Origin of the sequence: Demequina sediminis (assembly GCF_039545075.1) — a bacterium.
GTDB classification, from domain to species: domain Bacteria; phylum Actinomycetota; class Actinomycetes; order Actinomycetales; family Demequinaceae; genus Demequina; species Demequina sediminis.
Genome location: NZ_BAABRR010000001.1, coordinates 151,712 through 173,996, shown reverse-complemented (window position 1 = coordinate 173,996; position 22,285 = coordinate 151,712). Strand labels below are relative to the sequence as shown.

Sequence of the window (22,285 nt, the reverse complement as noted above, 5' to 3'; positions counted from 1 at the left end):
GGACCGATGCACAACCGCTAGTCCAGGTAGTCGCGCAGCACCTGCGAACGGGACGGGTGGCGCAGCTTGGACATCGTCTTCGACTCGATCTGGCGGATGCGCTCGCGCGTGACGCCGAACACGCGGCCGATCTCGTCGAGCGTCTTGGGCTGGCCGTCGGTGAGACCAAAGCGCATGCCGACCACGCCAGCCTCGCGCTCGCTGAGGGTGTCCATGACCTTGCTCAGCTCCTCCTGGAGGAGGGTGAAGCCCACGGCGTCCGCGGGGACCACGGCCTCGGAGTCCTCGATGAGGTCGCCGAACTCGCTGTCGCCGTCCTCGCCAAGCGGCGTGTGGAGCGAGATGGGCTCGCGGCCGTACTTCTGGACCTCGACGACCTTCTCGGGGGTCATGTCGAGCTCGCGCGCCAGCTCCTCGGGCGTGGGCTCGCGGCCCAGGTCCTGCAGCATCTGGCGCTGAACACGCGCGAGCTTGTTGATGACCTCGACCATGTGGACGGGGATGCGAATCGTGCGCGCCTGGTCGGCCATCGCGCGGGTGATGGCCTGGCGGATCCACCACGTCGCGTACGTCGAGAACTTGTAGCCCTTGGTGTAGTCGAACTTCTCGACCGCGCGGATCAGGCCCAGGTTGCCCTCCTGGATGAGGTCGAGGAAGAGCATGCCGCGACCGGTGTAGCGCTTGGCGAGCGACACGACCAGGCGCAGGTTGGCCTCAAGAAGGTGGTTCTTGGCGTGGCGACCGTCGTTGGCGATCCACTCGAGCTCGCGGCGCAGTTTGGGAGCGAGCTTCTCACCCGACGCGAGCGTCTCCTCCGCGAACAGTCCGGCCTCGATGCGCTTGGCAAGGTCGACCTCCTGCTCGGCGTTGAGGAGCGCGACCTTTCCGATCTGCTTGAGGTAGTCCTTGACCGGGTCGGCGGTGGCGCCTGCGGTCATGACCTGCTGGACGGGAGCGTCGTCATCGGTGGCCCCGATGACGAAGCCGCGCGTGTCGGACTCGTCGTCATCCTGGGCGGCGGGCTCGGCGGCACCGTCGCCCGCGGTCGCGGGGTCGGCGTCGGGCTCGACGTCCGCCTCGACGTCGACGGCCTCGACCTCCTCGACGGCGTCGGCATCGGCGTCGGCGGCCTTCTTGGCGGCGGCGAGCTCGGCGCGCGTGGGCGCCTTCGCGGCGGTCTTCGCGGCGGCACGCGGCGCCGCCTTGCGGGTCGGGGCCTTCGGCTGCGCGGCTGCGGTCTCCTCGACCGCGTCGGACTTGGCCTTGGCGGCGCGCTTCGGCGTCGCCTTCGCGGCGCCGGTGGACTGGGAAGCGGCTGCGGTAGTCGTGGCCTTCTCCTTCTGGGTATTGCTGCCAGCATGCGGCAACGAAGCGTCGGACGTGAGGGGAGGTGCGCCAGCCGAGCGTCGGGTCTGACGCGACTGTCCGTCCCCGGCTGTGCCGTGGGCGGTGCCCGGCTGATCTGGCGACACGGCTTCCCTCTCGACCTGTCACGGAGTGGATGGTGAGGCCCGCTGATCGCCTCGCGCAAATCCATTAGATTGTAACGCCCCCATCGCCGGAAACGTTCCGCGACTCGCGTCACCGCTCCTGAGAATCGCTTGCCACGAGCGCGAGGGTGAGAAGGGCGAGCCTATACGCGGGGTCGTGCTGGAGCGCGATGGCGCACCACGCGCCGGCGGCCGCGGCCTGATCCGTCCACCACGCGATCACGCCGCGAGTCGCCGCGACCGGCGCGAGCAAGCGTCGCGGCGCCACGTCGAGCAGGGCGTCAAGTACGGCCTCCAGCCCGGCGGTGCGCGCGGCGTCGGGCGGGCGCGTGGGCCGCATCTGCGCTCCCAGTGCCGCGCCGATGCGCACGGTGTCGGCCCCGTCGAGGGCGTCGAGTGCGGCGTCCTCCGCACCGGGGATGAGCAGAAACAGCACGGCGTCGCGCACCCGCACGTCCGCGAGCCCTGCGGCGAGGCGTCCGAGCGGCGCCGGCCCCTCCACCCCGTCCGCGAGCGCGCTCCTCCACAGGTCGAGCGACGCGCGGCGCCACGCGCCCTCGTCGCCGAGCCGTCGCCTCTCCCACCGCGTCGCGGCTCGGGAGGCCAGCTTGCGCACCTGAGCGCTCGCACGCCCCGCGTCGCCTCCGGAGCCGGCCGTGCGCGCGAGGGGTCTGCTCCGCGGCGCGGGCACCGCGCGCCCGCCGGGCGGGCAGCACAACGGATCGATGCAGTGCGGGCAGAAGTAGCGTCCGTGCGCGACCACCCAGCTGTCCGCGGCCACGACCACACCCTCGAGCTCCGCGAGCACGGGCTCCACGGCGAGACGGCCCACGTCGGCATCGGACGTGTACGCGAGCACCACGGCACGGCGCGCGCCGTCGCACACAGCCTCCGTCGCGATCGCGCGCGAGATCTCCTCGGCGCCATCCGACAACAGGTCCGCGGCGTCGACCCTCATGAGAGTGCCCAGCGTGCCGCCCACGCGGACCAGGACCACGACGACGCTGTCGAGGGGCTCGAAGCCCAGCAATCCGGGGACGCGTGCGACGAGGTCGCCTGGGCTCGTGATCACTGTCATGGCCCCAGCGTCGCGCCGGGTCCCCGAGGACGCACTCGCGCCACCAGCATCTGGGGATAGCCACGATGCTCGTGCGGGCCGGGGGCATCGGTGCGGGCGCCTCGCGCCTACGCTGGGGCCCATGACGGCTGAGGACCCCCGACACGAGATCAACGACCGCGTCGCGCGCGCCCTGACGTGGGCGGAGACGGCGATGGCCCCCGCGGGACCGGCGGCGGCGGAGATTGCGGATCGCCTCACCCGCTCGGCCGAGGGCGGCAAGGCCTTCCGCGGGCGGCTCCTGCTCGCGGCCTTCGAGGCGTGTGGAGGGGTGGATCGCGACGCTGCCATCGAGCTCGCCGCGGCCGTCGAGCTCTTCCAGACGGCGGCCCTCATTCACGACGATGTCCTCGACGGCTCGGACACCCGTCGCGGGCGGCCCTCCGCTCACCGCGCCTTCGAGGCGCTCCACCGCGACGCGGGGTGGCACGGCGACCCCGCGGCCTACGGACGGTCCGGCGCGATCCTTTCGGGCGATGTCGCGCTCGTCGCCGCTCAGCGCGGCGCGACACTCGCCGCGCGCCGCGTCGGCGACGTGGTTGCCGACCTCTTCGACGAGATGGCGGTGCTGGTCACCGCCGGCCAGCACCTCGACATGCGTGTCGCGGTGTCACCGCTCGCCGCCCTGCCGGGCCTCGAGGGCGACATTCGCGCCACGATGCGCGCCAAGACGGCGTCCTATACGGCCGAGTTCCCGCTCGCGCTCGGTGCCGCCGCGGCGGGAGCCGACCCCGACATCGTCGCGGCAGTGCGGGAGGCGGGGGTTCCGCTCGGGGTGGCGTTCCAGCTCCGCGACGACATCCTGGGTGTTGCGGGATCCCCCGCGGTCACCGGCAAGCCCGTCGGCGACGACCTGCGCGAGGGCAAGCGCACCCTGCTCGTGTGGCACGCGGCCACGCGAGGCGACGATGCGCAGCGCGAGGCCGTACTGAGCGTGCTCGGCCGCGCGGACGCCACGGCGAGCGACATCGAGGCGGCGATCACCGCGATCGAAGCCTCGGGCGCCTATGCGTTCGTCGAGGCCGAGATCGCGGCTCATGCCGCCGCGGCGCGGACGGGCCTCCGTGACGCGCTCGCGCGGCCGGTGGCCGTGCTCGACCTGGTCGACGCGGCGGTCGACCGCGTCGCGTAAAGGTCCCGCCCTCGGCTAGAGCATCGCCTGAGCGATGCGGCGCACATGGGCGCGGCGACCCTCACGCAAGGCGGCGAGCGGAGACATGCCCAGCTCGGGCTCGTCCGACATCAGCCAGTCCGCGGCCTCGCCGTCGCCGAAGCCCGCGTCGCGCAGCAAGGTGAGGGTGCCCCGCAGCGTGGGAAGGACCGTGGGACCCTCCTCTCCGTCGACGATGAAGCCGGCGGGGATCTGCACGGTCTGGCGTTCGCCGCGGCGGACCGAGAGCAACTCGCCCTCGCGCACCATTTCGCGCACCTTGCTGGCCGTGGTGCCCAGCTGTTCGGCGAAGTCGGGAACGGAGAGCCACGCGGAGTCGTCAGTCATGGCTCCAGGGTACTGAGGGCCGGCTTCCTCCTTGCCACTGCCCGTGCCCTTGTCACCACGCCCGCGCCGAGATACCGTCACTTGTGTCACATCTGTCACATCCTTCACTTCCGATCTCCCATTCGGAACCGACACCCCACGGAGGCGCGCATGCCACGCATGACCCCGGCAGCGACCAGGATGACCCGACCCGCGGGACGCCTCGCGGCGGCCGCCGCGCTCGCCACCGCCTTCGGCGTCGCCGCAGCGGTGCCCGCTCAGGCAGACCAGTCGCACCGCGTGGAGCCGGGCGACACCGCGTCGCGACTCGCGCAGCGGTACGGATCGACGGTCGACGCGATCGTCGCGGCCAACAACCTCGACTCGCGCGCGACGCTCTACGCCGGCACCACGGTCGTCATCCCGTCCAAGGAGTCGTCCACGGCCGCGCGCCCCGGCAGCCACACCGTCTCGTCGGGAGAGACGCTGTCCGGGATCGCACTGCGATACGGCACCACCGTCGCGGCAATCGCTCGCGCCAACGGCATCGCGGACCCGTCGATCATTCGCGTCGGCCAGCGCCTCACCCTGCCCGGAGGCGAGGCAGGTGCCGCGGCGAGCACGAACGCGGCGCAGTCGGCGACCGTCCACACCGTCGTTGCCGGCGACACGCTGTCCGACATCGCGCAGCGCTACCGCAGCACCGTCGCCGCGATCGCGAAGGCCAACTCCCTCGCCAACGCCTCGCTCATTCACATCGGCCAGCGGCTCACGATTCCGGAGGCGGGCGCGGCGCGCGACGCACGCGCGGCCTCGACGGCCTCGACCGCCTCAACCACCTCGACCACCGCGACGAGTTCGACCGTCCACACCGTGCGCTCGGGCGACACGCTGTCCGCAATCGCCCAGCGACACGGCACCACTGTCGCCGCGATCGCGAAGGCCAACTCCCTCGCCAACGCCTCGATCATTCACGTGGGCCAGCGCCTCACGATCCCCGGCTCGAGCGGGGCTCCCACCGGCCTCGTGGGCGACACGTTCCTGGGACGCACGTATCCCAAGGACGTCGTCGCGGCGGCCAACGTCAACAAGGCCGCACTCAACGCGACGGATGTGCCCAGCCGGGCGGCGATGCAGCAGTTGATTGTGGACACCGCACGGGCGTATGGCGTCGACCCTGCCCTCGCGCAGGCGATCGCCTACCAGGAGTCGGGCTTCAACATGCGGGCCGTCTCGCCCGCGAACGCGATCGGCGCGATGCAGGTCATCCCGAGCTCGGGCGAGTGGGCTTCCGACATGGCGGGCCGCCCGATCGACCTGCTCGACCCCGAGGACAACGTGCTCGCCGGCGTGCTCATCCTCCGCTCGCTCACGCGCACCTTCGACCGCCTCGACCACGCGATCGCGGGCTACTACCAGGGGGCGGCCGCGGTGAAGCGCCACGGCCTCTACGACGACACCGTCGACTACGTCGCCGCGGTGCGCGCCCACATGGCCCGGTTCGCCTAGCATCCCCGCGCCGCGCCGCAACCGAGTCTCCTGAGCAACACCACACCGCGCCTACAATGAGCAGCGTGTCCAGCACCCTCACCGATCCCCTCCTCGGCCGCGTCATCGACGGCCGGTACGAGGTGCGCGAGCGGGTGGCAGCAGGGGGCATGGCGACCGTATATCTCGCCTTCGACCGGCGGCTTGAGCGCGACGTCGCGCTCAAGGTGATGCACCCCCACCTCGAGATTGATCCGAACTCGCGCGAGATCGTCGCGCGGTTCCGGCGCGAGGCCAAAGCCGCGGCGCGACTCACCCACCCCGGCATCGTCCGCGTGTACGACCAGGGAGTGGACGCCGACGTTTCGTACCTCACGATGGAGTACGTCGAGGGCGAGAACCTGCGCGAGCGCATGACCCACGAGGGAACACTCTCGCTCGGCGAGGCGCTCACGACGCTCGACCACGTGCTCGACGCGCTGGCCTCCGCGCACCGCCAGGGCCTGGTCCACCAGGACGTGAAGCCGGAGAACGTGCTCATCGACCCCGAGGGGCGCCCCAGGGTTGCCGACTTCGGGCTCGCGCGCGCCGTCACCGAGGTGACCGCGAGCACGTCAGGCACGATCCTCGGGACGGTCGCGTACCTGGGCCCCGAGCTCATCAGCAACGGCCACTCCGACGCGCGCACCGACGTGTACGCGGCGGGCGTCCTGCTCTACGAGATGGTCACCGGACGTCAACCGCACACCGGCGCGACGGCGATGCAGGTCGCGACCAAGCACGTCCACGAGGACATTCCCGCGCCGTCGACCGTAGTGCCGTGGCTGCCTCCCGAGATCGACGCGCTCGTCGAGTCGCTCACCGCGCGTGACCCCGATGCCAGGCCCGCCGATGCTGCGGCCGCCCTGCAGCTCGTGCGCCAGACCAGGATGGTGCTCGACGACCCGACCCTGGATCGCCGTGCCGACCCTCCGAGCGGGGCCCACCCCACGCGCGTGGATCCCGATGCCACCGCGGTGCTCGACGCGCCCGCGGCCGGCTCGACCGTGGCGCTGCCGATCGGGCTCGGCCATCCCTTCCCCGCAGTGGGCCAGCAGCTCGAGGAGATCCCCGAGGACGACCCCGAGGCCAAGGAGCCGCAGCGCACCGACCGCCGCGCGGGCTGGTGGATCGCCGCGGTGCTCATCGCCGTCCTCGCGCTCGGCGGCGGCGGCCTGTGGTGGTACAACTCGATCGGCCCCGGCGCCTACACGACCGTTCCCACCGTGGTGGGCGAGAAGGAAGCAGACGCGCTGACGGTGCTCGACGGCGCGGGACTGATCCCGAGCGTCGAGTACACGAACGACGACGAGATCCCGGAGGGGATCGTCATCAGCACGGATCCCGGCGCCCAGGGACGCATCGAGAACGGCGGCACTGTCGTGGTGACGGTGTCCGAGGGACCGCGCATGAGCGAGGTTCCGAACGTGGTCGATGCGATGCGCGACGAGGCCGAGAGCACGCTCGCCGAGCTCGGCTTCCCCCTCGGCGAGATCACCGAGACCTACTCCGACACCATCCCCGCGGGTCAGGTCATCTCGATGACCCCCGCCGCGGGAGAGACCGTGCGCCACGACACCCCCGTCGCGCTCGAGGTCTCCGGTGGGCCGGAGCCCATCACCTTCCCCGACGTCAGGGGCATGTCCGAGGCCGATGCGGTCGCGGAACTCGGTCGCTATGCGCTTGACGTGTCGATCGAGCGCGCCCGCACCGATGACGCCCCCAAGGGCGAGGTCTACCTCCAGAGCCCCGAGGCGGGCGCTGACGGCCGGCGCACCGATGCGATCACCATCACGGTCTCCGAGGGCCCGCCGCTCGTCACCGTCTCGGACTACGTGGGTCTGGGCGTCGAGGAGGCCGAGCGGGCCGCGAAGGACGACGGCCTCAAGGTCGAGCTGTACTCGAAGTGGCCGTGGAGTTCCCCCAACTCGATCGTCGACCAGTCGCTGGTGCCTGGCGCCGAGGTCGAGAAGAACACCTCGATCGTCCTCGTCTACAACTGACGCACGGCATCGTCCCCTCTCCTGCCGGCGCGGGAGAGGACGCCAATGCCCCGCCCCGGCGAACCGGGACGGGGCATGAGGGACGATGCTGGGGTTAGAAGATCTCTTCGCGCTCGGGACGGTGCTTCTTGAGCAGGTCCGCCACGAGGAACGCCATCTCCAGCGACTGCTGGTGGTTGAGTCGCGGGTCGACCTTGGTCTCGTAGCGCCGCGCGAGGCCCTCGTCGTCGATCTTCTCGGTGCCGCCGATGACCTCGGTGACGTCGTCACCGGTGAGCTCGACGTGGAGGCCGCCCGGCACGGTGCCCAGCGCCTCATGCACCTCGAAGAAGCCCGTGACCTCGTCGAGAATCGTGTCGAAGTTGCGCGTCTTGTAGCCCGATTCCGACGTGTACGTGTTGCCGTGCATCGGGTCCGTGAGCCACGTCACCGCGAGACCGGCGTCACGCACGCCCTCGACGATCGACGGCAGCGCGTCGCGCACCTTGCCCGCGCCCATCCGCGCCACGAACGTGAGGCGGCCGGCGATGTTGTCGGGGTTGAGACGCTCGGCGAGCGCGATCGCGTCGCCCGACGTCGCCGTGGGGCCGAGTTTCACCGCGAGCGGGTTGTGCACCTTCGACAGGAACTCGACATGGGCGCCGTCGAGCTGACGCGTGCGCTCCCCGATCCACAGGAAGTGGGCCGAGCAGTCGTACGGGAGGCCCGATCGCGAGTCGATGCGCGTCAGCGCACGCTCGTAGTCGAGCAGCAGCGCCTCGTGGCTCGAGAACAGCTCGACCGTCTTGAGCGCGTCGAAGTCCCCTCCCGCCGCCGCCATGAAGCGCACCGCGCGGTCGATCTCCTTCGCGAACTGCTCGTACTTTGCGTACGCGGGATTCGCGGAGAAGCCCTTGTTCCACTGGTGGACGCGGCGCAGGTCCGCGAATCCACCCTGGGTGAAGGCGCGGATGAGATTGAGCGTCGACGCGGACACGTGGTACGCGTCGAGCAGCCTCTCGGGGTTGGGGATGCGCGACTCGGGCGTGAAGGCCGACGAGTTGACGATGTCACCGCGGTAGACCGGCAGCGTGACGCCCCCGATCGTCTCGGTGTCGGCCGAGCGCGGCTTCGCGTACTGACCGGCCATGCGGCCGATCTTGACGACCGGAGTCGACGCGCCATACGTGAGGATCACGGCCATCTGCAGGATGGTCTTGATCTTGTTGCGGATGCGGTCGGCCGTGGCCTCCGCAAAGATCTCGGCACAGTCGCCGCCCTGGAGCACAAAGGCCTCGCCGCGCGACGCGGCGGCGAGCTGCTCGCGCAGCCGGTCCGCCTCGCCAGCGAACACCAGAGGGGGGACCTGCGTGAGACGGTCGGTCGTGCGGCGCAGCGCAGCGGCGTCGGGCCACTGCGGCTGCTGCTTCGCCTCCTTGGAGAGGTACGAATCCACACCCGCCGCCGTCAGGGCAGCCTCTGTCATGGTGATTAGGCCTGTCCGATCGCCGCGAGCGTGTCGACGTACCAGTCGGTGGTCGTGTCGAACGGCTTGTGGCCCGCGATGCGGGGGAAGGCGATCGCCTTGAGGCGGTCGCCGTCCTCCTCGTCGTGACCGATCACGCCGGCCTCGCCGCGCAGCGCGCACTCGACCGCGTAGTCCGTCATCGACTTGATGAGGCGCAGGTCCTCGGCGTTGGCCGCCGCGGCACGCGAGTAGTAGCCCGACTTCTGGACCATGACCTTCTCGGCACCCAGGCGCTCGGCGAACTGCTTCGCGAACCACTGGCCCGGGTTGATCTCGTCGAGACGCACGTGACCGAACGGGTCGCGGCGCACCTCCTGGCCGGAGGCCTCCATCTCCGCGATGATCTCGGGCACGCCGGCGCCCTCGGACAGGAAGATGTTGACGTTGCCGATCTCGTCCATGACGGTCCGCAGGCGTGCGGCCTCGGCGTCGAGGTCGATCTTCGCCTCGGGCACGTAGACGGCGTGGATGTCCCAGCGCTCCTTGCTGAGGCCGATTCCGGGCAGGAACTCACGGGTCTCGAGGTCCTCGCGGTACTTCATCGCGGCGGCCGCGGTGAGCCAGCCGCACGCGCGGCCCATGACCTCGTGCACGATCAGCATGCGCGGTCCCGAGCGGTGCTCGCCGATGATGTTGCGGGCGAATCCGGCGGCCTCCTCGGCCGCGGTCCATGCGCCGAGCGACTGGCGGATAGGCACCACGTCGTTGTCGATCGTCTTGGGCAGTCCCACGACGGTCAGTCCGTAGTCGTGCTGGGCGAGGTACGCCGCGAGGTCGGCTGCGGTGGTGTTGGTGTCGTCGCCGCCGATCGTGTGGAGCACGTCGACGCCGTCGGCCTTGAGCTGGTCGGCGGCCACCTGCAGCGGGTCCTGACCCTCCTGGACCAGTCCGCGCTTGACGCAGTCCGCCACGTTGGTGAGCTTGACGCGCGAGTTGCCGATCGGCGAGCCGCCGAACTCGTGGAGCAGTCCGGCCTTTGCGCGCACCTCGTCGTCGATGACGATCTTCTTGCCGAGCAGCAGGCCCCAGTAGCCGTGCTCATACGCGATGATCTCGACCTCGGGAGCGATCTCGGTGTAGCGCTCGATGAGGCCGCCCACGGCGGACGACAGGCAGGGGGCGAAGCCACCCGCGGTCAGAAGGGCAACACGGCGAACCGACATGACGAACCTTTCGATGGGTAACGTGCGGATTTCTTGGCTCATTCTAGGTGCGCGCACACGCGCGCGAGACCGGGACGGGGGACCTACTCCCCCGCCTCCTCGCGGGCCTGCTTGGCAAGCTCGCGCTTGACGATGGCGGCGTCGCGGTCGACATACTCCTGGCCCGACAGCTCCCTGATCGCCTGCATGATGCGGTCCGTTGCCTCGCGCAGGGCGGCACGGTCGGACTGGCGTCCCTGGAACTCCGCGAGGCTGATCGGGGCGCCGATGCGGGCGCCGATCGGGTGGCGCGACGGCACCTTCTGGCCGATCGGCTGGGCGATGTGCGTGTCGATCATGGCGACGGGAATGACGGGAGCGCCCGACTCGATCGCGAGTCGCGCCGCGCCGGACTTGCCACGATAGAGGCGGCCATCGGGGCTGCGCGTGCCCTCGGGGTAGATCCCCAGCAGCTCGCCGCCCTGCAGCACCTGAAGCCCTGTCCGCAGCGCGGCCTCGGACGCGCGCCCGCCTCCGCGGTGGACCGGAATCGTGCCCACGCCCTCCATGAAGGCGCGCGTCGCGAAGCCCTTGGGCCCCTTGCCGGTGAAGTACTCCTCCTTGCCCAGGAAGACCACCTTGCGCGAGATGACGAGCGGAAGCCACACCGAGTCGGAGAACGACAGATGGTTCGACGCGAGGATCGCGCCTCCCGTCTCGGGAACGTTCTCCGCACCCTCGACCCACGGCTTATAGATCGCCTTGAGCGGCGGGCCGAGCAGGACGTGCTTAAAGAGTCGGTAGTACGTGTCGCTCATGTGTTCCTCACCGGCGGGCGGAGGCGATGCGTGCGAGGTCGGCCGCACCCACGATTCCCGCGTCATTGCCCATCTGCGCGGGCACGATCGGCACGATCGGACGGTGTCCACGCGCGGGCAGGTTCTCCTCGAAGGCGTGGCGTGCCGAGCCAAGCAGGAGGTCGCCGGCCGCGATGACGCCGCCGCCGATCACGAAGAGCTCGGGGTCGAGCGCCGCGGCGAGCGAGGCACAGCCCTCGCCGATCCAACGCCCGAGCTCCGCGAGCAGCTCGATGCCGAGGTCGTCGCCCGCGACGGCGACCTGGGTCACCTGCGGGCCGGTGATCGCGGACGGGTCGCCGCCGGCGAGCTCGAGGAGCGCGGCGGCACGCACGGGACGCTCGATAGCGGCGCGGCGCGCCTCGCGCGTCAGCGCGGAACCCGACGCGTACTGCTCCCAGCAGCCGCGCAGTCCGCAGCCGCACGAGTGCCCGCCGGGCACCACGCGCAGGTGGCCGAGCTCGGCGGCGAAGCCGTACGCGCCGCGCACGAGCTTGCCGTCGACCACCATCGCCGCACCCAGACCGGTGCCGATCGTGAGCAGCACCATGTGCTGCACGTCGCGCGCGGCGCCGAAGGCGAATTCCGCCCACCCGGCCGCGTTCGCATCGTTTTCCACGACCACCGCGACATCATCGCGACCCAGCAGCGCGCGCACGTTGGCCGCGAGCGGATAGTCGCGCCACGCGATGTTGGGAGCGAACAGGACGTGCTCCTGGTCGGAGGACACGAAGCCGGCGGCCGCGAGGCCCACCGAGTGAAACTCGTGATCGACCGCGAGCTCGGCCACGGCATCGGCGATTGCGGCATCGATGCCCGCCGGGTCCTGCGGCTTGGTCTTGCGCTTGGTCTTCGCGACGATCCTGCCGTCCTCGTCCACCACACCGACCGCGATCTTGGTGCCGCCGATGTCTACGCCGATTGCATGCATGCTGTGTGTCGCCTTCCACTTCCCTGGGACTTCGTCAAGGCTATCTTGTGAGGGTCCCACCTACTGTCACTGGAGTCACGCCTCATGAGCCAGCCCGCGCGCGCGGACTACGCGCCGAACATCGCAGCACTCATCGCCGAGTCGTGGCGCCGCCACGCCGACGCGGTGGTCATGCGCTACGCCGACTCCGAGGACCGGTGGCACGACGTCACGGGAGCCGAGGCCCAGGCGCGGGTCACCGCGGTCGCCAAGGGCCTCATCGCGCGCGGCGTCGAGCCGGGTCAGAGCGTGGGGCTCATGGCCCGCACGCGCATCGAGTGGAGCATCCTCGACGTCGCGATCTGGACGGTCGGGGCGCTGCCGGTGCCGATCTACGACACCTCGTCGAGCGCGCAGATCGACTGGATCACCTCCGACGCCGAGATCTCTCTGCTCGTGGTCGAGACTGCGGCGCATGCCGAGCTGGCGCGCACGGTCGCGGGCGATTCCGAGAGCCCGGTGCGCGACATCCTCGTGATCGACGAGGGCGCGCTGGACGACCTCAGGGACGCCGGCGTGGGCATCCCCGACTCCGTGGTCGAGCAGCGGGCGGCGCTCGCGACGCTGGACAGCCCGGCCACCATCATCTACACGTCGGGCACCACCGGCCGCCCCAAGGGCGTGACGCTCACGCACTTCAACTTCGTGCGACACACCTACGGCATTCAGGACGAGCTCCACGACGTGCTCTTCGGGGAGGGCGCGAGCACGGTGCTGTTCCTCACGCTCGCGCACTCGCTTGCGCGGCTGGTGGAGGTCGCGCTACTGGCCTCGGGGACCGTGATCGGGTACTGCCCCGACGCCAAGAAGCTGGTGCCGTACTTCGCGTCCTTCAAGCCCACGCTCATCCTCGCGGTGCCGCGGGTCTTCGAAAAGGTCTACAACTCCGCCGAGCAGAAGGCCGCCGCGGGCGGCAAGGTGAAGATCTTCCGGTGGGCAGCGAAGCAGTCGATCGACTTCTCGCGCGCGCTCGCGACTCCCACCGGGCCCTCCCTCGCGCTCAAGGCGCGCCACGCGGTCGCCGACCGGCTCGTGCTGTCCAAGATTCGCGAGGTGCTGGGCGGCCGTGCGCGCCACGCGATCTCGGGGTCGGCGCCGCTCGGTGAGCGACTCGGCCACTTCTACAACGGACTGGGACTCCAGGTCCTTGAGGGATACGGGCTGACCGAGGTGACGGCCGCGTCGCACGTCAACCGCACCCGCCTGTCGAAGATCGGCTCGGTGGGCGCAGCCCTGCCCGGCTTCGAGGTGCGGATCGCCGACGACGGCGAGATCCTCATGCGCGGCGACATGCTGTTCGCCGGCTATCACCACAACGCCGAGGCCACGGCGGAGGCGATCGTCGACGGGTGGTTCCACACCGGAGACATCGGCCACCAGGACGACGAGGGCTACCTGTACATCACGGGCCGCAAGAAGGAGATCATCGTCACCGCCGGCGGCAAGAACGTCGCTCCTGCGGTGCTCGAGGACCGGCTCCGTAGTTATGCGCTCATCAGCCAGTGCGTCGTCGTGGGAGACGGCAAGCCGTTCATCGGCGCTCTGCTCACGCTCGATGCCGAGGCGCTTCCTGCCTGGTTGTCGGGCAAGGGCCTGCCGGCGATGACCGTGGCAGAGGCGGCCGCGCACCCCGTGGTGCGCGAGCACCTCGAGAAGGCGGTCGCGCGCGCCAACCGCGCGGTGTCGCGCGCCGAGTCGATCCGGCGCTGGGAGATCCTCGCCGACGACTTCACCGTCGACAACGGCTACCTCACGCCCTCGCTCAAGCTCAAGCGCGGTCAGGTGCTCCGTGACTTCGCGGATGACGTCGAGGCGCTCTACACCGAGGGCGCTCAGTAGGAGCGCTTCCCCGGTCCGTGCGTCTCAGGTCAGCTCGCGCGCGGTGGCTGCACCAGACGCAGAGGAGGAACGAGCCCTCCCTCCGCCAAGGCAGACAGCGCGCTCGACTGGTCGGCATCAAGCTCGACGCTCGACCGGTCGCTCGGCCGCACCTCGATCGTGAGAAACGACACCACACAGTCCCCGCACTCGCGTCCGCGCATCTCGCACGTTCCACAGTCGATCAGCATGGCTGCACTCCCTTCACCTCGTGCCGGTGCGTGGCGCTCGTGCGCAGCTCCGGCGGAGACCATGCGGTCACCGTGCTTGCCACGCTAGGGAGAGGGTCTGACATCACGCTGTACGGCCTGGTGAGAGGACGATGCGCGGTGATGTCTGAGCGCTGACGTACCGTCATCGCATGACGTCGCCCCCCGCCTCGATCGAGGAGCTGTTGCCCACGCAGCGGTCCTTCGAGGACATCGGCGAGCCCCTGTCGCAGACCACCTTCGTGGTGGTCGACCTCGAGACCACCGGCACGTCGCCCGGAGCCGCCGCGATCACCGAGATCGGCGCGGTCAAGACGCGCGGCGGTGAGGTGATCGGCGAGTTCCAGACTCTCGTCGATCCGGGTGCGCCCATTCCGCCCATGATCGTGGCGCTCACCGGCATCACGGATGTCATGGTGAGCGCGGCCCCGCGCATCGAGGCCGTCCTTCCCGCGTTCCTCGAGTTCCTCGGGGACGCGGTGCTCGTGGCCCACAATGCCCCGTTCGACACCGGCTTCCTGCGCGCCGCGTGCCGCGCGCACGGATACCGGTGGCCGGGCAACCAGGTGGTCGACACCGTGACGCTCGCCCGCCGCGCGACCACCAAGGAAGAGGCGCCCAATAAGAAGCTGTCGACGCTGGCGCGCGTGTTCGGCACCGCCGTCGAGCCCAACCACAGGGCCCTCGAGGACGCGCGAGCGACCTCGGAGATCCTGCACAGGATGCTCGAGCGGGTGGCCGCGTTCGGCATCACGCACCGCGAGGACCTCGAGTCGCTGCGCAATCCGATGCCCGAGCGCATCCGCAAGAAGTCGGCGATGGCGGCGGCGGTGCCCAGCAAGCCCGGCGTCTACACCTTCCGCGGGCCGCGCGGCGAGCGCCTCTACGTGGGCACCTCCAAGAACCTGCGCGCACGCGTCAAGTCCTACTTCACCACGGGAGAACAGCGCCGCTCGGTGCGCGACATGCTCGAGCTCGCGGTCGGCGTCGACACGATCGTCTGCGCGACCGAACTCGAGGCGAACGTGCGCGAGGTGCGACTCATCGCCGAGCATCGGCCCCGCTACAACCGGCGATCGGCGCGACCCGAGCGCACCTCGTGGGTGCGACTCACCGAGGAGCGCTACCCGCGGCTGAGCGTGACACGCGGGGTCGAGGGGCCGTCAGGAGCGCTCGGGCCCATGAGATCCGCCACCGACGCACGCCTGGCGATCGAGGTGCTGCAAGGGGCGATCGGCGTGCGGACCTGCACCACGAGGCTGCCGATCACCCCGCGCGCCTCCGCGCGCGCGTGCCTGCTCAAGGACCTCGGCGCCTGCGCCGCCCCGTGCGTGCGGGGGGCCGACTCGGGCTACGACGCCACGGCCCGCGCGGCTCGCGAAGCCCTCGAGAGGGACCCCACGACCGTGGTCTCGGTGGTCGAGCGCCAGATTGCCGATCATGCCGCCGGCCTTGACTACGAGCGCGCGGCCGAGCTGAGGGACGGGGTGAGCGCGGTGGTCGACGGCGCGATGCGCGCGCAGCGGCTCGGCTCGCTCGCGCGGTGTTCGATCGTCGCGGTGCGCCCCGACGGCGAATGGTGGGACGTGGTCGCCGTGCGCCGTGGAGCGCTCGTGGGTTCGGAGCGCGTGCGGGCCGGCGTGTGGGAGGCGGCAGACCGCCTTCGCGCCCTGACGTCCGACCTCGGTGTCGACTCACCGGTCCTGGTCGAGGAGCGCGAGCTCGTGTCGCGGTGGATCGAGACCCCCGGCACGCGCCTGCTCTACGTCGACGGCGAGTGGTCGAGCCCCGTCGACGGCGCGGGCCGTCACGCACGCTGGGTCGACGCGCGGCGCGCGGACCGGACCGTGACGGGCGTCCTGCGCCGCACGTGACGGAAGCGCGCCGCCACCCCCAGGCGGTGGGGATGGCGGCGCGCCGTCTTAAGGAGGAGAAGTCAGTTCAGGAATCGCCTCCTTCCATGTAGCGGTAGAGGAATGCCGCGAAGGCGTCGCGCGTCACCGGCCGCAGCGGCCGGAACGTGCCGTCCGACCAGCCGGTGCTGATGCCTGCCTCCGCGAGCCAGCTGATCTCGGTGTAGAACTCCGAGCCGGACGCGGTGACGTCGCTGAACAGCGGCGTCGCCGGCGCCTCATACCCGTCGACCTCGGCGAGACGGTAGAGGAACGCCGCCATCGCGTCGCGAGAGGTGCGACTCAGGGGACGGTAGGTGCCGTCGGAGAATCCCTGCGAGATGCCGCTCTCCCCCATCCAGCTGATCTCGGTGTAGAACTCCGTGCTCGTGGGAGTCACGTCGGAGAACACCGGGGTCGTGGGTGCCTCGTAGCCCTCGGGGGCCTCGAGGCGGTAGAGGAACGCGGCGATCGCGTCGCGGCCGATCGGGGCGTACGGACGGAAGGTGCCGTCCGAGAAGCCCGTCGTGAGACCGTTCTCCCACATCCACTGAATCGCCTCATAGTGCTCGAGGGACTCGTCGACATCGGAGAAGGGCATGCCCGCCGGCACGAGCTCGGCGACACCCCAGCGGGCGGTCGACTGGTAGCCGGCGCCGGTCGGGTCCGCCCAGTTGCGGATCGCCTGGCGAGCCCCGGCCGCGGCATCGTTCACCTGCACGTCGAGGCCGTGGAACGTGCCCTCGCCGCCGTACTCGAGGAGCGAGATCGCAACCTCGACCACGTAGCCGCCGTCGACGATGCTCGTCGCGGAGTCGACTCGGTTGGCCTGGAACGTCTCGTCGCCCGTGCCGAACGACACGACGTTCTCCGCGTTGATGCGAATCTGCGTGTCGTCGTACCGGTACGCGCCGTTCTTGGCGTTGCCCGCGTCGAGGTAGATCTCGACCGAGTCCTGGATCCACGGGTCGGAACCGGTGACATCCACCACCGGGTCCGCGATCTCCGCGTACATGTACAGGGTCTGGTCACGCCACAGCGTGTGGAACGTGCCGATCGCACCTCCGGTGCCCGACACCTCCTTGTCCGTGGTGAGGACGGCCGCGCCGTCCCACGCCGCGTCGCGCTCGCCGTCGATGACCGGCGCGTCGCCCGCCTCGGGGATCGAAGCGAACGAGAGCTCCTCGACCAGCGTGAGCGTGCCGAGGGCGCCCGGCGTGTTCCATCCGGACACCTCGCTGCCGTCCACCACGCGGACGTCGGCCTGCAGGGTGTCGTTGATCGCGGCCCCATCGAGCGGGACCTCGACCACGATGTCGTAGCCGTCGCCACGCTCGGTGACCACCGCGGGCGCGTCGCCCGTGCCGTCACGACCCACCGCGTAGGTGGCGGAACCGACCTCGATCTCGACCCCATCCGCGGCCTCGGCCACGGCATCGTCCACCGTCACGTAGGCGGTGAGGGCGTCCTCGCTCCACCGGAGCTGGAAGGCGCCGGCCGAGCCAAGGCTGTGCAGGGGCAGGCGGTCCCACTCCGGCGAGGACGTCGCCGAGTCATCGAGCGCCACGGCGCCGGCGAACACGTTGGCCGTCCGGGATCGCGGAGGCAGCGGCTCCTCGGAACCGTCGGGCTCCACGATGCCGTAGTAGGCGTACTTGGCCTGCAGGGCATCGTCGAATACGAGCGGTCCGCCACTCGAGTCCCGCCACGAGCGGGAGTCGATGAGACCCCACACGGTGACCGAGAACATCTCGCTGGCGTACGCCCTGAACACGTCGAACGCGTCCCGGAAGTAGTAGCCCTGGTCGATGAACTTGGCCTGCGACTCCGGAACGCCGGTGGTCACGTCGAACTCGGTGACGGCCTGGATGAGGCCCAGCTCCGAGGCGTCGACAATCGCCTGCTCGAGGTTCTCGACCGGCATCGCGAGGCTGACGTGGAACTGGTGGCCGATTCCATCCACGGGCGCGCCGCGGTCGAGGAGACGGTCGATCAGCGCCAGGTAGCGTCCACGCTTGCCCGCCTGCTCGGTGTTGTAGTCGTTGATGAACAGCGTCACGGGACGGTCAGCGGACGCGTCCGCATAGGTCTCGTTGAACGCCTCGTCGGCGTACTGGAAGGCCAGGTCGACAAACTCCTCGCCCAGGATCCGGTACCACTCCGAGCGGCGCATGCCGTCCGCGTACGCGGCGCTGTCATCGATGACCTCGTTGACCACGTCGAACGCGGTCACCGGGTTGTCGCCACCGAACTCTCCCCACCCGGTCGAGAGGTACTCGGCCACGTTGAAGATGTGCTCGCGCATGCGGTCGCGCAGGATCTGCTTGTCCTCCTCCGAGGTGGTCAGCGGCGTGCCGTCCTCGTGCTGGAAGAAGAACGCAGGGGTCTGGCTGTGCCACACGAGCACGTGTCCGTAGACGTCCAGGCCGTTGTCTCGCGCGAAGTCCATGACCGCGCCGATCTCGGATGCGTTCGGGGACCACTCGCCCGCGGCGTTGTACCAGGCCTCCGGCTTCATGTAGTTCTCGGCCGTGATCTGGCCGAAGTGACGGAGCGTGAGCTCGGCGGACGCACCCACGGTCTCGCGGCTGTCGATCGCGACACCCATCGGGAACGGGACGGTGTCCTTGATCGGCGTGAGGTCCTGGATCAGGGCCGGAGCCGCCGTGCGGACCTCGATGTCATCGACGTAGAAGTCCGACGTGTTGCCCGTCGCCCCTCCGTCCCAGGCCGTCTCGAAGTAGAGCAGGGCGGTGTCGAAGCTCGAGGGCGTGAAGCTCCCCGAGACCTCGGTCCACCCGGAGTTGGAGACGCCGGTGAAGGTGAGCAGGTTGTCGTAGGACGTCGTGCCGTCCGTGGTGCGGGCAAGCGAGAGGACGATGTCGTCGGTCGTTTGACCCTCGCCGAACCTCACCCACGCGGTGACGTCGTACGTGACCCCAGCGGTGAGCTCGTCCGTGATCGGGAAGCCGATTCCCGAGCCCTGGCTCGTGCGCGCGGTCACCGCCGCCGACTGCACGCCCTCGTGGGCGTCGTCGGTGGTCGTCGCCACGCTGTGGCTGCCGGCCTCGACCTCACGCGCGATCCAGCCATCGAGGCCGTCCTCGAAGCCGGTCGACAGCACCACGGTGATCCCGTCGCCGGTGTCCTCCGTCGTGGTGACGAGGATGTCGTCGACAAGGTACGTGTATGCGGTCGCGCCGCCGGAGAGATTGCCGGTGCCGATGTAGGCGCTCAGCGTCGCTGGATCCGCACCCGCGGGAACCGTGAACTGGCCCGTCACGGTCGTCCATGCCTCCGCGGACACTCCAGAGGTGTTGCCGATCCAGGTGTAGTCGGGCTTCATCACGAACCGAGCCGAGGTCGTGCCAGGCGTGCCCTCGGCGAGACGCATGCGCATCGACAGCGTGTAGGTCGTGTCGGGCTCGAAGATGCCCGTGGGGCTCTCGAGGCCCACGTAGTCGGCCGTGCGGGCGATCGACGCCACCTTGGTGTCGTCGTCGATCACCGAGAGGGTCGAGCCGTCACCGCCGGACTGCGTCCACGTTCCGGTGGTGCCGTCCTCGAAGTCGACGGAGGACACGGTGGTGGTGGCCGCCTGCGCCACGGACAGCGGCGACGCTGTCACGGCGAGGGTCACCAAGAGGGAGAGGGCCGCTATCGCGGCGGATGGTCGGATGGCATGAAGACGATGCACGTGCGCTCCTTTACGCGACGGGTCGCCGTCCCCCTGGGCCGAGCTTCCTTGCGCGCGGAGGGGACGGCGGTCTTACATCGATATCGTTATCGATAACGATGTCGCTGACGCTATCCCCCGACCGCGGCGGGCGTCAAGCATGTGACGGGGAGCCGGCAACATCGCAACGTTTCGCGCGGCACATCCGCGCGATGTGAACGTTAATCCTGGTAGGTCCGCATGTCGAGGGGTCGCCACGACGGCGGCGCGTCAGGACTGGGTGGCGACGACCCAGCGATCCAGGACGTCGGCCGCCGCGCCCGAGTCGATCGAGCGCGCCGCGTGTGCGAGCCCCGCGGTGAAACGCTCGACGAGCGTTCCACTGGCGGTTCCCTCGAGGGTGGCGTCCGCGACCAGCCCGGCGGCGGCGTTGAGGAGGACCGTGTCTCGCACCGCTCCCGCGTCTCCCGCGAGCACGCTGCGCACGACCACGGCGTTCTCGTCGGCGTCACCGCCGCGCAGATCGCCGATCGTGATGGGTGCGAGGCCGAGGTCGGCGATCGGGTCGAGCCGGAGCTCCGTCACCCCTGACCCGCGCACCTCCCACACCGTGGCCGCGCCCGTGGGCGCGAGCTCGTCGAGGCCATCGTCGCCGTGGAAGACGAGCGCCTCGCGCCCCTGCGACGCGATCACGCCCGCCAGGACGGGAGACACGCGCAGGGACGACGACCCGATGGCCGTGGCCTGAGGCTGTGCCGGGTTGGTCAGCGGGCCCAGGATGTTGAACGTGGTCGGGATCCCCAACTCCTTGCGGATGGGCATCGCGAAGCGCATCGACGGGTGGAAGACCTGGGCGAAACAGAACGTGATGCCGACCTCGGTCGCGAGCTCCTTGACGCGCTCAACAGGCAGGTCGAGCCTGACACCGAGCGCACCCAGGACATCGGCCGAGCCCGACCGCGAGGTCGCCGCGCGGTTGCCGTGCTTCACGACCGTGGGACCCGCACCCGCGATCACGATCGACGCCATCGTCGAAATGTTGACCGTGTGCGCACCGTCGCCGCCGGTGCCCACGATGTCGACCGTGCGTCCCGGCACCTCGAAGCGGATCGCGTGCGCGAGCATCGCCTCCGCGAGCCCCGCGACCTCGGCCGCCGTCTCGCGCTTGACGCGCAGCGCGGCGAGGAAGGCACCCATCGCCACCGGCGAGGCGGAGTCGGTGAGCACCGAATCCATCACGGCGGCGGTCTCCTCCGACGTCAGGTCCTCATGCTCGACCAGGCGCGCGAGGAGGTCCTGCAGCGTCGGCATCGCGTGTGCCTCAGGCGTCCGCGTCGGCGGGGACGAAGAATGCGTCGACGGCGTCGCGCACCGCGAACGGGTCGAGTGGGTGCGCGACCGCGGCATCGGCCTCGGACCACGTCGCGAGCCACGCGTCACCGGGCCGTCCCACGAGCAGCAGAATCGGCGGGCACACATACAGCTCGTGACGCATCTGGCGGGCGATTCCCATGCCGCCCACCTTCGCGGCCTCGCCGTCGAGGATCACGAGGTCGAACGTCGTCGAGTCGAGCTGAGCGGTGACCGCGGCGTGCGTCGCCGCCTCGACCCACTCGATGGGCCGGCCGTGGGTGGTGGGCCCGACGGCGAAACGCACCTTCTCGCGCACGTTGCGGTCGTCGCTGTACAAGAGGATCCGGGCCGGGCGGACGGAGACGTCGCCAGACTCGTGCTTCACCACGTCGCTCATGGCGCCCATTCTGGCATGACCGGGCGGGCACGATCCCCTGCCCACGGCCCCGGAGCGTCGCCACGTGCGGCGGAGGTCCCGGCACGGGGAACCCGTCGGACCTCGCGAGCGTTTCGCGTGTGTGAAGCGCGTGCTCCGTGCGCTTTAATGGGACCTATGTCCCACGCCACGACTGCGCCGTCGCCCATTCACGCGACCCGGCCCAATCAGGTTGCCGTCGGCACCATCGTGTGGCTGAGCTCCGAGCTGATGTTCTTCGCGGGTCTGTTCGCGATGTACTTCACGCTTCGCGCTCAGGTACCCGAGGTCTGGGCCGAGGCCACCGAGCTGCTCAACGTCCCCTTCGCGACCGCCAACACCGTGATCCTGGTGCTGTCGTCGTTCACCGCCCAGGCCGGCGTCTTCGCGGCCGAGCGCTATCAGCGCCGCCGCACCGGAAGCCTGTGGCAGGTGAAGACCTGGGGAATGCACGAGTGGTTTGTGCTCACCTTCATCATGGGCTCCGTCTTCGTCGGCGGCCAGGTGTACGAGTACGCCGTGCTGGTGTCCGAGGGCCTGACGATCTCGTCGAGCCCCTACGGCTCCGTCTTCTACCTCACCACGGGCTTCCACGGCCTCCACGTGATCGGTGGACTGCTCGCGATGCTCTTCGTGCTGGGACGCTCGTTCGCCGCCAAGAAGTTCGGCACGCACGAGGCCACGACGACCATCGTGGTCTCGTACTACTGGCACTTCGTCGATGTCGTGTGGATCGCGCTGTTCGCGGCGATCTACCTGATTCAGTAAGGGA

16 protein-coding genes are annotated in these 22,285 nt (G+C 70.1%); 6 read left to right on the top strand and 10 right to left on the bottom strand.

The window, feature by feature from the left end:
• Positions 1–17: 17 nt before the first annotated feature.
• Positions 18–1,472: an RNA polymerase sigma factor gene (locus ABEA62_RS00845; RefSeq protein ID WP_425557935.1), complete on the bottom strand. Its 1,455-nt coding sequence runs from the start codon at positions 1,470–1,472 to the stop codon at positions 18–20.
• A gap of 109 nt (positions 1,473–1,581) precedes the next feature.
• Complete coding sequence (locus tag ABEA62_RS00840; protein WP_286215798.1) at positions 1,582–2,568, bottom strand: DUF4192 family protein; 987 nt, start codon at positions 2,566–2,568, stop codon at positions 1,582–1,584.
• Positions 2,569–2,689: 121 nt separating this feature from the next.
• On the opposite strand from ABEA62_RS00840, the gene ABEA62_RS00835 reads away from it, so the two are divergent.
• A complete protein-coding gene (locus ABEA62_RS00835; RefSeq protein WP_286215797.1) occupies positions 2,690–3,739 on the top strand; it encodes a polyprenyl synthetase family protein in 1,050 nt (349 codons plus the stop codon).
• 15 nt (positions 3,740–3,754) lie between these two features.
• Here the strand turns inward: ABEA62_RS00835 and ABEA62_RS00830 are convergent, their stop codons facing one another.
• On the bottom strand, positions 3,755–4,105 hold the full coding sequence (locus ABEA62_RS00830; RefSeq protein ID WP_286215795.1) for an Rv2175c family DNA-binding protein: 351 nt from the start codon (positions 4,103–4,105) through the stop codon (positions 3,755–3,757).
• Positions 4,106–4,255: 150 nt separating this feature from the next.
• Between ABEA62_RS00830 and ABEA62_RS00825 the strand changes: the two genes are divergently transcribed.
• Both ABEA62_RS00825 and pknB read left to right on the top strand, forming a co-directional pair.
• A complete protein-coding gene (locus tag ABEA62_RS00825; RefSeq protein ID WP_345378035.1) occupies positions 4,256–5,593 on the top strand; it encodes a LysM peptidoglycan-binding domain-containing protein in 1,338 nt (445 codons plus the stop codon).
• A 65-nt stretch (positions 5,594–5,658) separates the two neighbouring features.
• A complete protein-coding gene (gene pknB, locus ABEA62_RS00820) occupies positions 5,659–7,614 on the top strand; it encodes a Stk1 family PASTA domain-containing Ser/Thr kinase (RefSeq protein WP_345378033.1) in 1,956 nt (651 codons plus the stop codon).
• Positions 7,615–7,708: 94 nt separating this feature from the next.
• Here pknB and ABEA62_RS00815 read toward each other — a convergent pair whose 3' ends face one another.
• From ABEA62_RS00815 to ABEA62_RS00800, 4 genes are all read right to left on the bottom strand, one after another.
• A complete protein-coding gene (locus ABEA62_RS00815) occupies positions 7,709–9,079 on the bottom strand; it encodes a class II 3-deoxy-7-phosphoheptulonate synthase (protein ID WP_345378031.1) in 1,371 nt (456 codons plus the stop codon).
• A gap of 5 nt (positions 9,080–9,084) precedes the next feature.
• Positions 9,085–10,284: a pyrophosphate--fructose-6-phosphate 1-phosphotransferase gene (locus tag ABEA62_RS00810; protein ID WP_345378029.1), complete on the bottom strand. Its 1,200-nt coding sequence runs from the start codon at positions 10,282–10,284 to the stop codon at positions 9,085–9,087.
• 83 nt (positions 10,285–10,367) lie between these two features.
• Positions 10,368–11,081: a lysophospholipid acyltransferase family protein gene (locus tag ABEA62_RS00805; protein ID WP_286215791.1), complete on the bottom strand. Its 714-nt coding sequence runs from the start codon at positions 11,079–11,081 to the stop codon at positions 10,368–10,370.
• 7 nt (positions 11,082–11,088) lie between these two features.
• Positions 11,089–12,051, bottom strand: coding sequence for an ROK family glucokinase (locus tag ABEA62_RS00800; RefSeq protein ID WP_286215790.1), 963 nt, complete (start codon positions 12,049–12,051; stop codon positions 11,089–11,091).
• Positions 12,052–12,135: 84 nt separating this feature from the next.
• Between ABEA62_RS00800 and ABEA62_RS00795 the strand changes: the two genes are divergently transcribed.
• Together ABEA62_RS00795 and ABEA62_RS00790 are read left to right on the top strand one after the other, a co-directional pair.
• Complete coding sequence (locus ABEA62_RS00795; protein ID WP_286215789.1) at positions 12,136–13,929, top strand: AMP-dependent synthetase/ligase; 1,794 nt, start codon at positions 12,136–12,138, stop codon at positions 13,927–13,929.
• A gap of 400 nt (positions 13,930–14,329) precedes the next feature.
• Complete coding sequence (locus ABEA62_RS00790) at positions 14,330–16,051, top strand: DEDD exonuclease domain-containing protein (protein ID WP_345378024.1); 1,722 nt, start codon at positions 14,330–14,332, stop codon at positions 16,049–16,051.
• A 67-nt stretch (positions 16,052–16,118) separates the two neighbouring features.
• Here ABEA62_RS00790 and ABEA62_RS00785 read toward each other — a convergent pair whose 3' ends face one another.
• The 3 genes from ABEA62_RS00785 to ABEA62_RS00775 all read right to left on the bottom strand — a co-directional run bounded on the left by ABEA62_RS00785 (position 16,119) and on the right by ABEA62_RS00775 (position 21,495).
• Positions 16,119–19,766 (bottom strand): endo-1,4-beta-xylanase, encoded by a 3,648-nt coding sequence (locus ABEA62_RS00785; RefSeq protein WP_286215785.1) that lies wholly within the window; start codon positions 19,764–19,766, stop codon positions 16,119–16,121.
• A gap of 249 nt (positions 19,767–20,015) precedes the next feature.
• A complete protein-coding gene (trpD, locus tag ABEA62_RS00780; protein ID WP_286215784.1) occupies positions 20,016–21,056 on the bottom strand; it encodes an anthranilate phosphoribosyltransferase in 1,041 nt (346 codons plus the stop codon).
• A gap of 10 nt (positions 21,057–21,066) precedes the next feature.
• Positions 21,067–21,495 (bottom strand): response regulator, encoded by a 429-nt coding sequence (locus ABEA62_RS00775; protein ID WP_286215783.1) that lies wholly within the window; start codon positions 21,493–21,495, stop codon positions 21,067–21,069.
• Between the two features lie 156 nt (positions 21,496–21,651).
• Between ABEA62_RS00775 and ctaE the strand changes: the two genes are divergently transcribed.
• Complete coding sequence (ctaE, locus tag ABEA62_RS00770; protein ID WP_286215782.1) at positions 21,652–22,281, top strand: aa3-type cytochrome oxidase subunit III; 630 nt, start codon at positions 21,652–21,654, stop codon at positions 22,279–22,281.
• Positions 22,282–22,285 lie beyond the last annotated feature (4 nt).